The 14457-nt window shown below is 70.0% G+C and carries 14 protein-coding genes and 1 pseudogene; 11 read left to right on the top strand and 4 right to left on the bottom strand.

Annotated features, from left to right (window positions below; translation table 11 throughout):
- Positions 1-255: 255 nt before the first annotated feature.
- Entirely contained in the window at positions 256-1842 is a 1587-nt protein-coding gene (locus BLU95_RS40475; protein ID WP_093864437.1) for an ISL3 family transposase, read from the bottom strand.
- A 795-nt stretch (positions 1843-2637) separates the two neighbouring features.
- Here BLU95_RS40475 and BLU95_RS42815 point away from each other — a divergent pair.
- Positions 2638-3393 (top strand): hypothetical protein, encoded by a 756-nt coding sequence (locus BLU95_RS42815; RefSeq protein ID WP_159425262.1) that lies wholly within the window; start codon positions 2638-2640, stop codon positions 3391-3393.
- Positions 3394-4032: 639 nt separating this feature from the next.
- A pseudogene (locus BLU95_RS45920) lies at positions 4033-4197 on the top strand (DUF6891 domain-containing protein); the annotation flags it as partial.
- 23 nt (positions 4198-4220) lie between these two features.
- Here the strand turns inward: BLU95_RS45920 and BLU95_RS40465 are convergent.
- A complete protein-coding gene (locus BLU95_RS40465) occupies positions 4221-4784 on the bottom strand; it encodes a hypothetical protein (protein ID WP_093864435.1) in 564 nt (187 codons plus the stop codon).
- A gap of 546 nt (positions 4785-5330) precedes the next feature.
- A complete protein-coding gene (yczR, locus tag BLU95_RS40455; protein ID WP_093864434.1) occupies positions 5331-6722 on the bottom strand; it encodes a MocR-like transcription factor YczR in 1392 nt (463 codons plus the stop codon).
- Between the two features lie 130 nt (positions 6723-6852).
- Between yczR and yczE the strand changes: the two genes are divergently transcribed.
- From yczE to BLU95_RS40440, 3 genes are all read left to right on the top strand, one after another.
- The gene (gene yczE / locus BLU95_RS40450; protein ID WP_093864433.1) at positions 6853-7494 is read left to right on the top strand and encodes a membrane protein YczE; all 642 of its coding nucleotides are present in this window, start codon (positions 6853-6855) and stop codon (positions 7492-7494) included.
- 732 nt (positions 7495-8226) lie between these two features.
- Positions 8227-8586 (top strand): hypothetical protein, encoded by a 360-nt coding sequence (locus BLU95_RS40445; protein ID WP_093864432.1) that lies wholly within the window; start codon positions 8227-8229, stop codon positions 8584-8586.
- An 873-nt stretch (positions 8587-9459) separates the two neighbouring features.
- Entirely contained in the window at positions 9460-10074 is a 615-nt protein-coding gene (locus BLU95_RS40440) for a hypothetical protein (protein ID WP_159425261.1), read from the top strand.
- Between the two features lie 241 nt (positions 10075-10315).
- Here BLU95_RS40440 and BLU95_RS44835 read toward each other — a convergent pair whose 3' ends face one another.
- The gene (locus BLU95_RS44835; protein ID WP_159425260.1) at positions 10316-10696 is read right to left on the bottom strand and encodes a peptidoglycan-binding domain-containing protein; all 381 of its coding nucleotides are present in this window, start codon (positions 10694-10696) and stop codon (positions 10316-10318) included.
- Between the two features lie 652 nt (positions 10697-11348).
- Between BLU95_RS44835 and BLU95_RS40430 the strand changes: the two genes are divergently transcribed.
- The 6 genes from BLU95_RS40430 (at position 11349) to BLU95_RS40405 (ending at position 14307) form a co-directional block, all read left to right on the top strand.
- Complete coding sequence (locus BLU95_RS40430) at positions 11349-11927, top strand: hypothetical protein (protein WP_159425259.1); 579 nt, start codon at positions 11349-11351, stop codon at positions 11925-11927.
- Between the two features lie 635 nt (positions 11928-12562).
- Positions 12563-12943, top strand: coding sequence for a hypothetical protein (locus BLU95_RS44830; RefSeq protein WP_231978141.1), 381 nt, complete (start codon positions 12563-12565; stop codon positions 12941-12943).
- A gap of 87 nt (positions 12944-13030) precedes the next feature.
- Positions 13031-13249 carry a hypothetical protein gene (locus tag BLU95_RS40420; protein WP_093864428.1) on the top strand — a complete coding sequence of 73 codons (219 nt, stop codon included), beginning with the start codon at positions 13031-13033 and terminating at the stop codon, positions 13247-13249.
- A gap of 126 nt (positions 13250-13375) precedes the next feature.
- Positions 13376-13606, top strand: a complete 231-nt coding sequence (locus tag BLU95_RS40415; RefSeq protein WP_093864427.1) for a hypothetical protein — start codon at positions 13376-13378, stop codon at positions 13604-13606.
- Positions 13607-13793: 187 nt separating this feature from the next.
- Positions 13794-14048 carry a hypothetical protein gene (locus BLU95_RS40410; protein ID WP_093864426.1) on the top strand — a complete coding sequence of 85 codons (255 nt, stop codon included), beginning with the start codon at positions 13794-13796 and terminating at the stop codon, positions 14046-14048.
- Positions 14049-14094: 46 nt separating this feature from the next.
- Positions 14095-14307, top strand: a complete 213-nt coding sequence (locus BLU95_RS40405; protein ID WP_093864425.1) for a hypothetical protein — start codon at positions 14095-14097, stop codon at positions 14305-14307.
- Positions 14308-14457 lie beyond the last annotated feature (150 nt).

The following is a 14457-nucleotide window of genomic DNA, read 5'->3' as shown; positions in this document are numbered from 1 at the left end:
CCGTGGCCGGCCCAGCGGAGAGCGTCGTGTGGAGGACCGCCCTCCGCGATTCGGCATCGAGCACGTCTGCAGGACCACCAAGCCGACGCTCGACCTGACCGCCCCAGGACTGCGAACGGCGCGGCACGGTGCGAGGGTGACCGCGACCCCCGCCCGCTCGGACCTGCCTGCCCGTCGCCGACGCCCCGCCCGGGCAGGAAGCGGTGGAGGTGATGAGGCTCGCTGGATTTGGCTCTGACCGGAGTTCCGTGAAGCTCACGGTCGGGTGAGGATTCGGGTCCGCAGGAGTCGGAACGAGGCCCGACCGTACATGGCTCTTTTGAGTGTTTTGACCCGGTTCACGTTGCCTTCGACCTTGCCGGAGCTCCATTCGAGGGTGAGGCCGGCGGTGACGGCCGCGAGGTCCTGGCGGAGGAAGCCAGCGAACGAACGCACCGGCGCCGGGGCATCCTCCTCGGCCTGGCGGATCCAGTCGTGCAGCAGGGTGCCGAGGCAGTTGGTCATGAGGTCGTGGAAGCATCGGGCCAGGTCGTAGGCCCGGGCGATGTCCGGGCAGGCGATCCTGACGTCCAGCAGCCTGTCCTGCTCGCGTTCAGTGAGCGTGCCGGTCGGCCGCATGATCCAGGAGGTGATCCGGCGCGGGCTGGGGATGTCCGCGCGGACGGGTTCGGCGGTGCCCTCGCGCAGGTAGGCGACGTGGCGGCGGACGACCTGGACGCTGCCCCGGTAGCCGCGCTGGCTGATCTCGCGGAACAGCTGCTGGGCGCTGGTGCACCCGGCGGTGAACCGACTGTTCAGGTAGGGCTTGAACGGGTCGATCAGACCCTGCCTGCTGGACCCGAACTCCCGCGCAGAGGAAAGGAGTTCGTCCAGCGATGTGGTCTTGAAGCGGCGGACGGTCTTGCGGTCGAGACCGAGGTGGCGGGCGATCGCGCTGATCGTCCACTTCTGTTCCAGCAGGCGGTGCACGTCCGCGTAGCGGTCGCGGGTCCGCTCGACGATAGGGGTGCGGGGCAGTTGAAGGACCGGAAGGTCGATCGCCGGCGGCTCGGGAGGCACTTCTTGTTCGACGTGTTTACGCAGGCAGGCGCGGTGCTGGTGGCAGGTCTTCTCGACCGCGGCGGACAGGTTCTGCAGCAGGTGCCAGCGGTCGGCGACCTCGATCGCGTCCGGCGCGGCTTCCTTGATCGCCCGGGTGTAGGCGCTGGCGCGGTCGCGGCAGACGATCTCCGCACCGGGGTGCTCGCGCAGCCAGGCGGCGAAGGTCTCCGACGTGCGGTCGGGCAGGACATCGACGACGCGGCCCGTCTCGACGTCGACCAGCAGGGTGCCGTAGGTGCGGCCCCGGCGGAACGCGAACTCGTCGACGCCGAGCACTCGCGGCGCCCGTTCAGGCACGTCGGGGGCCACGAGCAGTCCGAGCAGTCGGGTGCGGCCGACCCCGACGCTGAGCTTGCGGCACAGCCGCTCGCCGGCCCGGCCGCCGAGCTCGACGGCGACAGCCCTCAGCCACTCCTTCGGCCCGCTGCTGGAGCGCAGGTGACGCTCACTCAGTCCCCGGACCTGCTCGACGAACGTCCGCCGCCCGCACCGGACGCGGTCGCAGAAGTACCGGCGCACCCGTAGCCGTATCAGCAACTTCCGGCCCGCCAAAGGGCGCTCGGCCATCGTTCGCCAGTACGTGGAATGGACCCGCCTACCCCGGATCCCGCAGTCCGGGCAGCGGACGGCCGGACCGCACGCGGCGGCCTCGACCAGCACCAGGTCCGAGCCGGCGGTCACCCGCTCCAGCTCAACATCCACTCCGGGGAACAGCACATCTTCGATCGAGTCGAGAGCCACTTGAAGGTCATCCCGCAGCGAAACGATCCTGCATTCACGCCGATGACCTGGTCTTTCACGGAACTCCGGTCAGAGCCGATTTCAACGAGCACCATCAGCCGCCCGGACAAGCACCGCGCCCGCGCCGTCCGCTCCGGGCTCCCGTCGGCCCAGCCCCGCGTGCGCGGCACGAGCGGTGCGGAGAACCTGGCGGTGAAGCATCCGCCTCCGCCAGCCGGCACGGACCAAGTGAAGGAGGCCGCCATGGCGCGACCTGTGTTGACCGGGGTGCCGCCCTTCGGCCTGGTCACGTCTCTGAAGTAGAGCGGGAGGCAGTGAGTGGGCAGCTGGCGACGCGCAGCAGATACGCCCAAGACCTGCCCAGGAAGCCGAAGGTCCTGGTTCAGTGGTTGAACCGAGGACCTTCAGAGTGTCGAAGTGCTGCCAGAGAAGCACCCGGGGTGACGTGCATCCCGCGTCGGTGCGCGTTCCAATAGAAAGAGCGACTCCCCTTACGCCGACAGGCGGGACGTGACCGACCGCCGGCCAACTGCTTCGCATACCCTCCTCAGCACAGGTTCCGCGAAAGGATCAACATTGCAGACTCGCCGCGTGGTGGGCTGCCCGTCCTACATGCCGAACGTCCCGTCGAAGCCACCCGTGCGCCATGGACCATCCAAGATCGGGCCGACAATCCGGTGATCAGCCCTCGGTGCGAGCCGCGTCCGGTGGGCGCCCCAAAATTCTGGAACCTTGCCCAGCAACTTTAGGACGGGTTCGCACCAGAAATTCACCACAGCGAGCAAGGAGCTCCTCATGCCGACACAGAACCGCTGGCGGAACTGCTGGAAATGCCAGAGCCTATACTACAACGGGCATGGTGACGGCAACAGGGGGGTCTGCCCGAGCGACGGAGAAGGCCATGGCGTGGCGGGACCCGACTTCACCCTGACTTACAACCAAGCGCCATCATTTCTCCCCTTTACCTATCAGAACGAGTGGAAGAACTGCCGGGATTGCCAAGTACTCTTTTATGCACCCAACCAAGGCGTCTGCCCTAGCCCGTATTCCGAATTCGGCACCCATACTTCAGGCTTCGGATTCACCTATGACTTCCACCTCGTGCACGAGGATATTTGGGAGGACACGTTCAAGAACCAGCCCGGCTGGCGCAACTGCTGGAACTGTCAGTCCCTCTATTTCGACGGATTCGACGACAAGGGTAGATGCCCTACAGGCGGAGGGCATGACGGCCACGGGATCGATCCGGCTGTCTATAATTTCCGCCTCCCTTACCCGATGAGCCCGTCCATACAATTACTGCAAACGGAAGAACGTGTCGTCAGGGTCCTCGGCGCGGGGTTTACACCGGAAGCGAAAGTGAAGGTGGACCGGGCAGTCCACCTCTTGAGCGACCAGTACAGTTACGGAAACACAGAAGTGGACACTGACCGCGACGGTGAATTTTCGACTGATCTCTCGTGGTCGGGGTTTGCCACCTGGGACAGGATTGACGTAGGCGCCAGGGATACAGGGAGCGAAACAGTAGTCTCGAGTTATCTAGTTCCGTGACGCCTCGATCACCGAACAATCCCTCGATCGCCGGTAGGGCGTGTCCGGGCGCCGGCGACGGCGACTCGGGGCGGCCGGGCCGGCGGCGGCAGGCCGGAGGGGCGAGGGCCGCACCTGCTGGAGGCAGCGAGGATGCGTCCCGTCCGGATCGGGCGTACCCGCGAGCTCGGAGGGCACCATGATCGCATCACGCCACATCCCGTGGAGCGGCGCCCGGACCGGCGGCCAGCACTCGGGCTCGGACAGCGGGCGCACGGCCCTCCCGTCGAACACGTTCCCTGCCAAGTCGGCATGTTGAGAGAGAACAGGTGCCCCCGCCTGCCGCCGGGCAGACACTTCGGGTTCGCGGGCCCACCGGGAGGAACTCGAACAGTGGACCGCAGATGCCGAGGCCAGTTGCCTACCCGAACTGCGCGGCTTCGCCTCGAGCCTGCGCAAGGACTGGGACGCGGTCATGGCCGACCTCACGCTCCGCAGGAACTCCGGCCCGGTCGAGGGACACGTCAACTGCTGGAGCATCGCCTGCGGCCCAGGCACGGATGCAAGGGGAACTGCCGCCGGAGTGGCAGCGGCGAGCGGCTCACTTGCGCGTCCACCGCATTGCAGGAGGCGGGCATCACCGCCCGCGCGCCGTGACCCATCGGCCACGAGGTCGTGGCCGCCCTCGAAGCGGTCGGCCTCCCCGTCGAGTGGGACCGCGACCCCGACCGGACCATCACCCTCACGCCCCTGGACTGCCGCCGCCTGGCCGAGTGGAGAGCGCCTTCCAGGCTGTACCGGCGTCCCAGCCTGTGGGACCGGTAGTCCAGGCTCCCGGGGGCGGCCTCCTACTCGATACTCTTCGCCAGCGGCGCTGCCAGCTGCAGGAAGTTCGGCAGCCGGCCCACGATGTTGTCGCCGCTGAGGAACAGCACCCGGTCGCCGAGCCGGGTCATCACGATCTCCGCCGTCCTGTAGGGGCCGGTGGGGACCTGCTTGATGTCCACGGCCTCGTCGCCGAGCCCCGGAACGGGGTGTGCCGTCACGGCCATCGGGATCGGGTCGCCTTCCACGGTCCTCGCGGTGAAGGTCTGGCAGCGCTCCGCGTACGCCCGGAGATCGCTGAGCAGCATGGCCGCGTCACCGGGGCGGTAGGCGGCCAGGTAGACCTGGACCGCGGCCTTTCCGTCGTAGACCTCGTTCATCGCGCCCGACACCTTGTAGCCCTGGGAGAAGACGGTGCCTGCGATGCACATCCGGTCGCACGGTTCGGTGATCTGGGGCGGGTCGGCCCGGTACTCGTTGATGGTGGTGCCGGTGTCGACCGGGTTGCCGGTGCCCTTGATCGTCCACCCGGCGGGCAGCACCGCGGCGCTCGGAAGGAAGGCGCGCAGGTCCGCTCCGCCACCCACTCAGCCACCCGCCGCATGGCACGACGCGGCCAGCGCGTGTACTCCTTGACCCGGCCGCTCGCCCACGACAGCAGAACGTTCACCGGCACCGACAGGACCTGGCGCTGGCCTTGGGCCGAGACGCTCGGGCCGACCCCAGCCGTCGCGGCCGCCGCCCGGCTGCGCCGGTGGGCCCACGACCGGGCTGCGGACGACGCCGACCTGTCCGAACTCGCGCAGCAGGTCATCGGTTGCGGGACCAGCATCGCGCTGGTGGCCATCACCGTGGAAGTGCTCACCCTGCACGCCGGACGCCTCGACGGCGAACTCGACGCCCTGCTCGGCCAACCTGACTTGTGGGAGCTGCCGCCCTCGCCAGCCGCTCCTTCGCCAGCCCCGACGAGATCACTCGGGCCACGCGAACCGCAACAGCCCAGCTCAATGCACTTGCCAGACCCTGGATCTGGGGCAGACCCGCCCCGCCAACGCGACAACTCCGACGTCGTTACATCTACTGCCTTTGAGGAATCCAGCACTAGATGTTGCGGGTCATGACGTTGTTGACGCTCATGCGATGGGTGCGGGGGTGTGAGTTCCGGTAGCGCCTTGTGCGAGTGCCTGTTCTGCCCGCGCGAGTCTGCGGATCGCCTGGATCAGTTGACTCGAAGGGAGCGTGTACGGCAGTCGTATGTTGCGTTCGAACGCACCCCCGACCCCAAATCGTGGTCCGGCCGCGATGGTCACTCCGTGGTCAGGCGCCATGGCTGCCAGCCGCGAGCTGACGGGCTCGGAGAAGGTTGCCCATAGAGTCACACCGCCGGCTGGTTGCAGGACGTGGACGTCCGGTAGGTGTTCGGTGAGTGCTTGCCGCAGGGCGTCACGTTGCGATCTGAGCTGCTGGAGTGCGCCCGGACGCTGGGTTTGCCGCTCGTTCAGGAGGATGGCTGTGGCGAGCTGTTCGACGACGGGAGTGCCGAGATCTGTGGCGGGACGGGCTTGTTCGACGCGCTTCAGGAGAGAGGGCAGCGCGCGAATCCAGCCTATACGCAGGCCGCCCCAAACGCTCTTGGACACAGAGCCGATGCTGATGGCTGCTGGCATGTACAGCGCGAGGGGTTCGGGGCTCGGAACGTCCAGAGCCAGATCGGTCATGGTCTCGTCGACGACTGTGGGACACGCGAGCCGGAGCTGTTGACGCACGCTGGCGGGCATGCACATCCCGGTCGGGTTGTGAAAGTCAGGTATCAGGTAGGCCAGGTGCGCGGCCCGCCCCGCTGCTTGGACTTGCTCGGCGTCCCAGCCGGAAGACGTCACGCCGACGGGCAGAAGTCGGGCGCGCGCTTGAGTGAATGTCGTGATCGCGTGTGGGTAGGTCGGGTGGTCGATGAGGACTTTGTCGCGTGGCGACAGGAGTATTCGCGCCAGAAGAGCAAGCGCGTGTTGTGCGCCGTTGGTGATCAGGATGTGATCGGGCCGGGTGGCCAGTCCTCGCCGCTGATACCAGTGGGCGACTGCTTCGCGCAGCTCCGCGGTGCCGTATCGGTCGTAGCCGTGCCGCTCGAAATGTCGTGGCAGCTGTTCGAGAGCGGTCGCGAACGCAGCGTGGAGGATTTCGACGGGCGCGGGCGGCGCGGCAAAGGACAGGTCGATGGTCTCTGCGTCCGCGCCGACTGGGTGGACGGGCGTGGTGTCATCAGGCAGCCGTACCGTCGCCCTGGTGCGCGGCTGTGTGGCGAGGTATCCGTGCTCGGCCAGCGTGCGGAATGCGGTACCGACTGTGGTTCTGCTGATGCCGAGCACGACAGCGAGGTCACGCTCGCTCGGCAGGGCCGCACCCAGGGAGAGGCGTCCGTCCAGGATGAGCAGACGTAGCCTGTCGGAGAGGCGTTGATGCGCTGGCCCCGGCCCCTCCTGCCAGGTCCCCAACATCCGTGCTGCCGCGTGCGAGCTGATTTTCACCAAACCAGCCTAGCCAATCTGGCTATGGAATACAGGGCCAGATCACCCAGAGACTCACCATATGGCACCTCAGGCTTCCACGACACACACCTCCGTCCCGGCTCATCACAGCCCACCCGTACTACCGCGCATGAACGCATGTGCCCAGGTGCGGGCGGCCCGAAAGGCACGCCGGATCCCCCAGCTCTTGCTCGGCTTGATGGGATACGGGGCCGCCGTCATGCTGCTCGTACGGTCCGGGCTCGGGGCGGCCAGCTGGAACGTGCTCACAGAAGGCATCGCCAAATCCCTTGATATCTCGTTCGGTTGGGCGACAAACCTGATCTCGCTGCTTGTGCTCATTGCATGGATCCCCCTGCGAGAACTGCCCGGGCTTGGCACCCTCCTCAACGTCGCGATCGTCGGCTTCGCCGCAGATGCCACCGCCACTGTGCTCCCCAACCCACAGGGGCCACTCGCCGAGATCGGATACCTCGCCCTCGGTCTCGTCGCACTGGCATTCTTCGACGCGCTCTACCTCGGCGCGCAGTTCGGGTCGGGACCACGCGACGGCATCATGACCGGACTAGTTCGGCTCACCCACCTACCCCTCGCCCTTGTGCGCACCGGCATCGAAGTCGCCGTCGCTGGCGCCGGCTGGCTCTTGGGCGGAACCGTCGGGGTCGGCACCGTGCTGATCGCACTGTGCATGGGGCCCCTCGTCGGCTGCTTCCTACCGCTGGTAGCAGTTCGCCTGCCTGTCGTTGCTGCGCCCACACGGCACCCCCGATGATCGTGAGGAGACCGTCGCTCCACCGCGACGCCCCACTGTCCGAGCGTGCGGCGGGATTCCTCGCCCAGGTCCTCACGAACGAGCCGGACCCTACGAACGCGAACGTCAGCCGGGCCCGGCGGCTCCTCGACGCCCTGGCCACGCACGGCCATCAGCAGGCACTGAAACTCCAGCGCCATCTTAAGGATGCCCCGACCCCGGCTGACACGGCACGGGCACACCGGCCCGACGCTCCCGTCGCCCGGCGGGAGCGGCCGCGCCGCGCGGCCGGCTTCCCGGACGGTACCGGGCTGCGGAGCTGATCGTGCTGTCCGCTCACCGGCGTGCCGTCGGCTCTCGCCGGTCGGGCACCGGCGGCTCGAACGTCTCGCCGTGTGCACCGACAGGCGTCCGATGCACGTGAGCGCTCCGGCCCGCCGGCTCAGCAGCAGCGCCGGTTCGCTGACCGGCTCTACCCGCTCGTACACTACGGCCCCAGTCCCTCACTCCGGCGCGATCGTGTACCCGCCCTGCGCGCACACGTCCACTTGCCTGCAAGGCCCTCGCCCCCCTGCGTCGCCGCCTCGGCACCGAGCACCACAGCCCGGCCCGGCCCGGCAGACGGTCCCGCCGGCGACCCCCGGACAGCTGGCCGCCGATGTCCGCGCCGACGCCGCGCAGCGCGCCGCCTCCGGTGCCTCCCGCCTCGACCACAGCGACGGTGCCCTCACCAAGGCGGAGAACTGGAGCGGCATGGAGGACGGTTCCGCGACGTGCGAGATCACCTCGACCGCGAGCCTGCTCGCCGTCCCCCGGCCGACCGACCGCGACGGCTACAACAGCCGCACCTATCTCTTCAGCCGGGCCGGCGAGGAGGCGGTGCAGATCCACACCGTCGCCGAGCTGGCCGCGCTCCTGGACGGCTCCGCCCCGGCCACGGCACAGCCCGCCGGTACCGACAGCGAGGACGGCGACCCGTGGGCAGTCCTCGGCCAGGACCTCGCCATCGCCGAACTCCTCCCCGCCGTCCCCACCGACGAGGACCAGGCCGACGCGGACGAGGCCGACGACGTCGACCAGGAGGCGCAGGCTCATGCCGCCGGCCTCCTGTAGCCATCGCCCCGGCGGCGGGCCACCCCTCCCCCGAGGGCCGGCCCGCCCGCAGACCTGACCACCCGCCACCACCCGGCCCCGGCCCGCACCCCAGCGGGCCGGGGCCGACCCCTCGAAGGAGACACCCGGACATGACGACCACCCCCGCCCTCACCCCAGTCGGCCGCCGCGGCCTCCTCACCGCAGACCCCGACCAGCGGCTGCACCCCGGCACCCCGGAGAAGTCCTGGGAGCTCCGGCTCACCGGCCCCGACGCCGTCCTCGAGATGCCCGACCTCGACGACGGCTCCCCCCTCCAGCCCGCCAACCACGCCCTGGTCCTCCACCACGGCTACGCCTGGCGCCGTGAGGCGCCGCCCGCCCGGGCACCGGCATCGCCGTCCCCTCACTGTGCTGGACCACCTGCTGTTCGGTCTGCGGCGACCTGGTCGAGGACGAGTACATCCCCCACCACACCACCCCCGAGACCGCCGCCGACGACGCGCTCGGCAGCCCCGAATGGGACGAGCTCCCCGACGGCCGACTGGTGTGCGACCGCGCCGACGACGCCCACCACGAGGCCCGCGCCCAGGCCTGACCCGGCACAGTGAAGGGCCCGATCGCTCCGGCTTCGACCGGAGCGATCAGGCCCTTCTGCATTTCCGGGGAGCCCGCTCAAGACCGCCTGGACATCGCCGCGCACTCGCGGACGACCCGCAGGCAGCCGCAGCGGCACTGAGGGCGGCGGGCCGGCGGGCCGGAACGTCGGCGACCCAGGGAGCGCGGTCGTCCCCCGCCGTCCTGACCGCACCTCGACTTCCCGACTGGGCCGACCACCAGCTGCCCCCACAGCGGGCCGGGCGCACCTGGGTCGGCGACTGGGCCGCCCAGGTGTTGAACGCCGAGCCGGTCGCCGACCGCTCCCCCACGGTGCGGCTGGCCGCCGTGGCTCTCGCCGCGCACTGCTCCGCATCCCGTGTCGGGGTTGTCCCGCTCGGGCTCCCCGGCCCGTGCCGGGACGCGCCGGCGGAGCTCGCCGAGAGCGGCTTCGGGGTCGAGCTGCCGAAGGACCGCTGGCTCCTCGACGTCGACTTCGAGCAGCGCCAGGCCCCGATCGAGCGGGCCCTGGTCGAGCACGCCGCCCACCGCGCCGCCGTCCAGGTGGAGACCCGTCGGCGGGCGCGCGAGGAGGCCGTCTGCTGGGAGGCGCAGCGGCCGGAGCGGGAGGCGCGGGCAGCGGAGGCTGGGCGTGCCCGGCTGGCGGTGCCGTGTGCGGACCGCGGCGTGGAGCAGGCCGGCGGGCTGTGCCGTGGCTGCGCGCGGGGCCGGGAGATGGCCGAGGTGGAGCGAGACTGCCTGGTGGTGGCGCTGGCGTTCCTGGCCGACCTGGCCGACGAGCGGTCGGTGCGTCAGGTGCGGGAGCACCTGGTGCAGCAGCTCGCGACCTCGCGCACGCAGGCGGTGACGGCGGGGACGATCCGCGGGGCTTTCGGGCGTCGGGGTCGTTGAAGTGGTCGGTGCGGCTCACGGGCCGCTGGTGCTCCTCGTGAGCGGCTCGACTGTCCGCGGAGCCTCCGACAGGTCACCCCTGCGGTCTCCTCGGCTGTCCGCAAGATGTCTGTTCGCCAACCGAATGGGCGGGGCCGCCACGCCTGTGTGCGTGGCGGCCCCGCCCATTCAGCAGCAAGCAGAGCTTTCCAGTGTCGAGGGTGGGCTGCCGACCGGGCCGCTCCAGGGCAATCGTCAAGGGCTACCGCAGGGTGGGGATATAGCTGCGGCAAAAGCCGAACAGGACACCGTCAGAGATCTCGTTGTCAAGATAGTTGCCGGTACGCGGACCGACGACCCCATCGGCGTCCAGACCGTTGAGGTCCTGGAAGTACTTGACCTCCTTGAGTGTGTTGGCCCCGAACACAGAGTCCACCTCCAAGGAGTGACCGTAACGGCGGGTCTCCTCGAAGTACATGTTCAGGGCGAGCTGCACGCACCTGACAGCTGTACCTGAGTCTCCGTAACGGATGTTGCGAGCGTTGGGATTGGCCGTCGCCGCTGGTGCGCAGAGGCCGATCAGCAGTCCGGCAACGGCGGTCAGAATGCTGCCGCGAACGGCAATCCTTCGTCCGATCCTCACAGTGTTCCTCCATCGGGTTGCAATCCGGCGGGCTTCTGTACCCGCCCATTACCGAGGTTTTCCCTCAGCTTGGTCAAACCCTAGAGCCGACCTCGACCGTCAAGAGGAGCTGTTTCCCGTCCGGAGAACTCGGATCGTCTCAGTCCGCTGACCAGGGATTTGAGACACCGGCAGACACGAAAATGGAGACGTCCCACACTTCATCTTCCGACGCCAGAACAACCAGAACGCTTCGTTGGCCAACCTGTAGCCGAGTGCAGGTGTCGAAGCCATTGATTCAGCGCCCGCCTTCTTCGGCTCGGTGAAGGGACTGGCCGATGATGTGCTTGCGGCCCGCCGGAGCCCGACGGCATTTGCACTGGTGACATCGGCCCCGTCGATTCCGGCAGGGTTGGTCGACTCGGGGGTGCTGCCCCAGACCCGCTCCGGGTGGAGCGAGCAGCCTGACCAGGGACGGGCCGGTGGTGCGGGAGGGTTCCCTTCCCGTCGATCAGCCGCGTTGCAGGGCTATTTGCGGGCGTCACGCCCTGCGCTTCCGGGCCCGGTCGCGGCGGTGCCGCGGACACCTCGGCTGGTGCCGTGCCCGTCGATGGGCTCGGCAGGCCGGTCCTCGCCGGCGACCGGTGTCGTAGGGTCCGTCTACGGTGACGGGATGAGTAGCACGGGATTCTGGGTCGTGATGCCGGTGCCGTCGAGTGTGATCGACGACGTCGCGCCGGTGCTCGTGCCCCTGATCGACGCGCAGGCCTCGTCCGCCGCCGGACAGGCAGGGCTGGAACGCTGGAGGAGCGGTGGACCGGGCGGCCCCGACGTCTGGGAGTTCCACGACATGGCCGCGCCGTACCTGATGGACGAGCACCTGGACGTGCTGTTCGACATCTGGGGCACCTACGAGAAGCCGGGCCGGTTCCTGAAGGCCGCGTGCCGCAAGGGGTACCCGGCCGTCGGACTCGCTCACGCGCTGGGGCCCGAGCGGTGGGCCGCCCTGCCCGGCTGGTTCGGCAACTTCGTCCTCACGCCGGGCGAGGTCCGTTCCTCGCTGCCCGCCGTGGAAGCGGCTCTCGGCTTCGGCCCGGGCGAGCGCGCCGCCGCTGAACTCCGGCTCCACGACGTTCTGGACGAAGTGTCGGACCACGATGCCACTGCCCTGCTCGACGACCTCGTACCTGTCTGGAGGCGGGCCGCCGACACCGGGCAGGGCCTGATCGGTGCCCAGGCCGTTCCCTGCTGAACCGGCATGCTGCCAGGCCGGGAGCGCGTGGGGCGGGGACGGCGGCGGTGCGCAGCGGTGTGCGCCGGCACGCCCTGGCCCGGCCGGGCCCGGAGGATCCGGGGACGGGTGCCGATGCCCTGCACCGGATCCTGTCGTACCGGGAAGGCACAATCGGCGGATGTCTGAGGCTTTCGTCGACCTCGGAACCGTCAATGTGCCGTCCGGAGTGCTGGTGCTCGGCATGGCCGGGTGGATCGACCACTGGCGGGAACTGGGCCGGCCCCTGTCCGAGCGTGCCAGGACGGCCGTGTCCTCGGGAGGAGGCCATCTTCGTGAGTGGCTGTGCGAGGCGGTCGCCGTCCCGGCCGCCGAGGACCGGCCGTTGAGGGTGAGGGCGAGCACCTCGCCGTCACCGTTCGACGGGGAGCCGACGATCGCGACCCTGGAGATCGGCCTGGGCGGCAGGTGGCCCGGGGCTGCGGACCGGTCGGTGCCGATCCTGCTGGGGGACCTGCCCGTCGACCGGTGCGGCATGGTCGTCGGCGACTGCGCGGGGTTGGACGCCTGGACGGGGATGAACGACGAGCCGGTCGACGGGCTCGCCGACGTCACCTTCTGGGGCCGGTACGCGGACGACGCGCACGCCGAGTTCGGTGGCCAGCGGATCGCGCGGTACGGCGTCGACGGGCCGCACGGGTGGCTCGGCCTCCCGCTGGCCGAGGCGGCCGCGCGCGGCCGAACTCACCGCCTGGCGCGAGCGCCTCTACGGCCAGGGCCTCATGGTCTCGGTCGACAAGCACACCGACCACCACCGTTTCAGGCGGGCCGGGTGGCACCACCCGCTCCGCGCCGGGGCGATCGAGGTCGGCGGCTGCCGGGTGCTCGGCATCGGCTGGGACGAGGGCGACCACTCGATGAGGCACCGTGGTGAGCGGGCCGCCGGCCAGGTCTATCCGGTCACGCTCGAAGCCGACGAGGCGGGCGGGACGGTGATGCGCTGGACCGTCCCGCCCTACGACCTCGACGACGAGTAGGGAGCTCGGTCCTGGGGATCCGCCACCGCGGTGGCGGCGGCGGGCGGCTCGTCACCGCGAGGTGGTTGACCTGTCAAACTGGCGAACATGAGTTCTGACCGGCGCCCGCTGTGGCAGCCCTTCTCCGAGCCGGCCACCGACACGGCCGCCCAGCCGCCCAGCGGTGCCCGGCTTCTCGCGGTCGAGCGGGCACCCTTCCTGGAGCCCGCCGCCAAGGCGGCCGAAACACCTGCGACGCCTGCCTCCCGCCGCCCGCTCGGCTGCGGCGGCCTGGCGCCCGCAGTCGTGCCGGACGGCCGGCACTGACCCTGCCGGGTGCGGGTCGGAGGCGCACTCGATCGGGTCCGCGCGATCACGGCAGCGCGCCCTGGTTGACTTCGGCAGGTACCGGGTCGAGCTGATGAGCGCCACTTCGGTGACGGTCCCGGTCCGGTGGCCCCGGTCGAGGGCGTGCCGGACGACCACGCCGATGTTCGCGCCGTCGGCGACGTCCCGCACGCGCAGCACCCCACGGCGCAGCAGGTCCTGTACGACGACGGCCAGGCCGCGGCCGTAGGCGCAGCGGATCCGGGCGGCGGTGCTCGACTCCCGGCGCCGCTCGGTCCGCGTACCACCACCAGCACCGTGCCCGTGCTGCCCGTCCCGGCCCCGGCCCCACCGTGAGGGGCTTGCCCACGTTGTCGTCCACACCGCCGGCCGTACCCACGACCAAGGGCGGCAACTCGGCCGCGCCGGTCGTTCACGGTCGAGGCGGCCTCCGGCCGTCGCGTGCCTCGCCGGGGCCGCCGGCGGCCGATGCGGCTTCTCCGGCCCCCTACGCCGGGGAGCGGGCGGGCCCTACCATCGGCTCATGACCGTAGAGCTGACGACCCGGCTGGACGACGATCTGGTCCGCGACCTGAGGGAGCGGGCCGCGAGTGCGGGCATCGACGTCGACACGCTGATCGGCCGGGTCCTCACCGCGGACCACCTGGCCGCCAGCGGCACCCGCGAGGATCGGATCGCCCGCGCCACCGCCCTGGCCGCCGCCGCGGTCCACGACTGGAACCGCGCCGGCCGCCCCGAGGACGACGGCGTCGACTTCGACGACCTCTTTCCCCGGTGACCGCCGCCCCTACCGGGCCCGGCTGTCCGCCGAGGCCGCCGCCCTGGTGCGCACCGTCCTGACCGACGACCAGGTCAAGCAGCTCCAGGATGCCCTGGAGCGGGCCATGACCGATCCGTGGTCCTGGCCGGCCGGCGACGGCGACGACCTCGACGACAGCACCCGGCAGATCGTCCTGCCCGACCTGATCGCCCACTACGTGATCCTGCCCGACCCGTCCGACCCGCACCTGTGGGTGATCACGCTCACCGTGCTCTAGCCCCGCGCGGGGCCTGCCACCAGTGCTGCGGTTCGGCACCCGAACAGGCCTGCCGGACCGGGGCGAACTCCTTCGGCCAGCGGGGCCCCCACGCGTCGAGCACCGCCTCGCCGGTGTGCCGGAACAGGAGTTCCACTACCGACCGTCCAG

It is taken from the genome of Streptomyces sp. TLI_053, assembly GCF_900105395.1.
GTDB lineage: Bacteria > Actinomycetota > Actinomycetes > Streptomycetales > Streptomycetaceae > Kitasatospora.
This window is presented reverse-complemented; position numbering and strand designations above follow the sequence as displayed.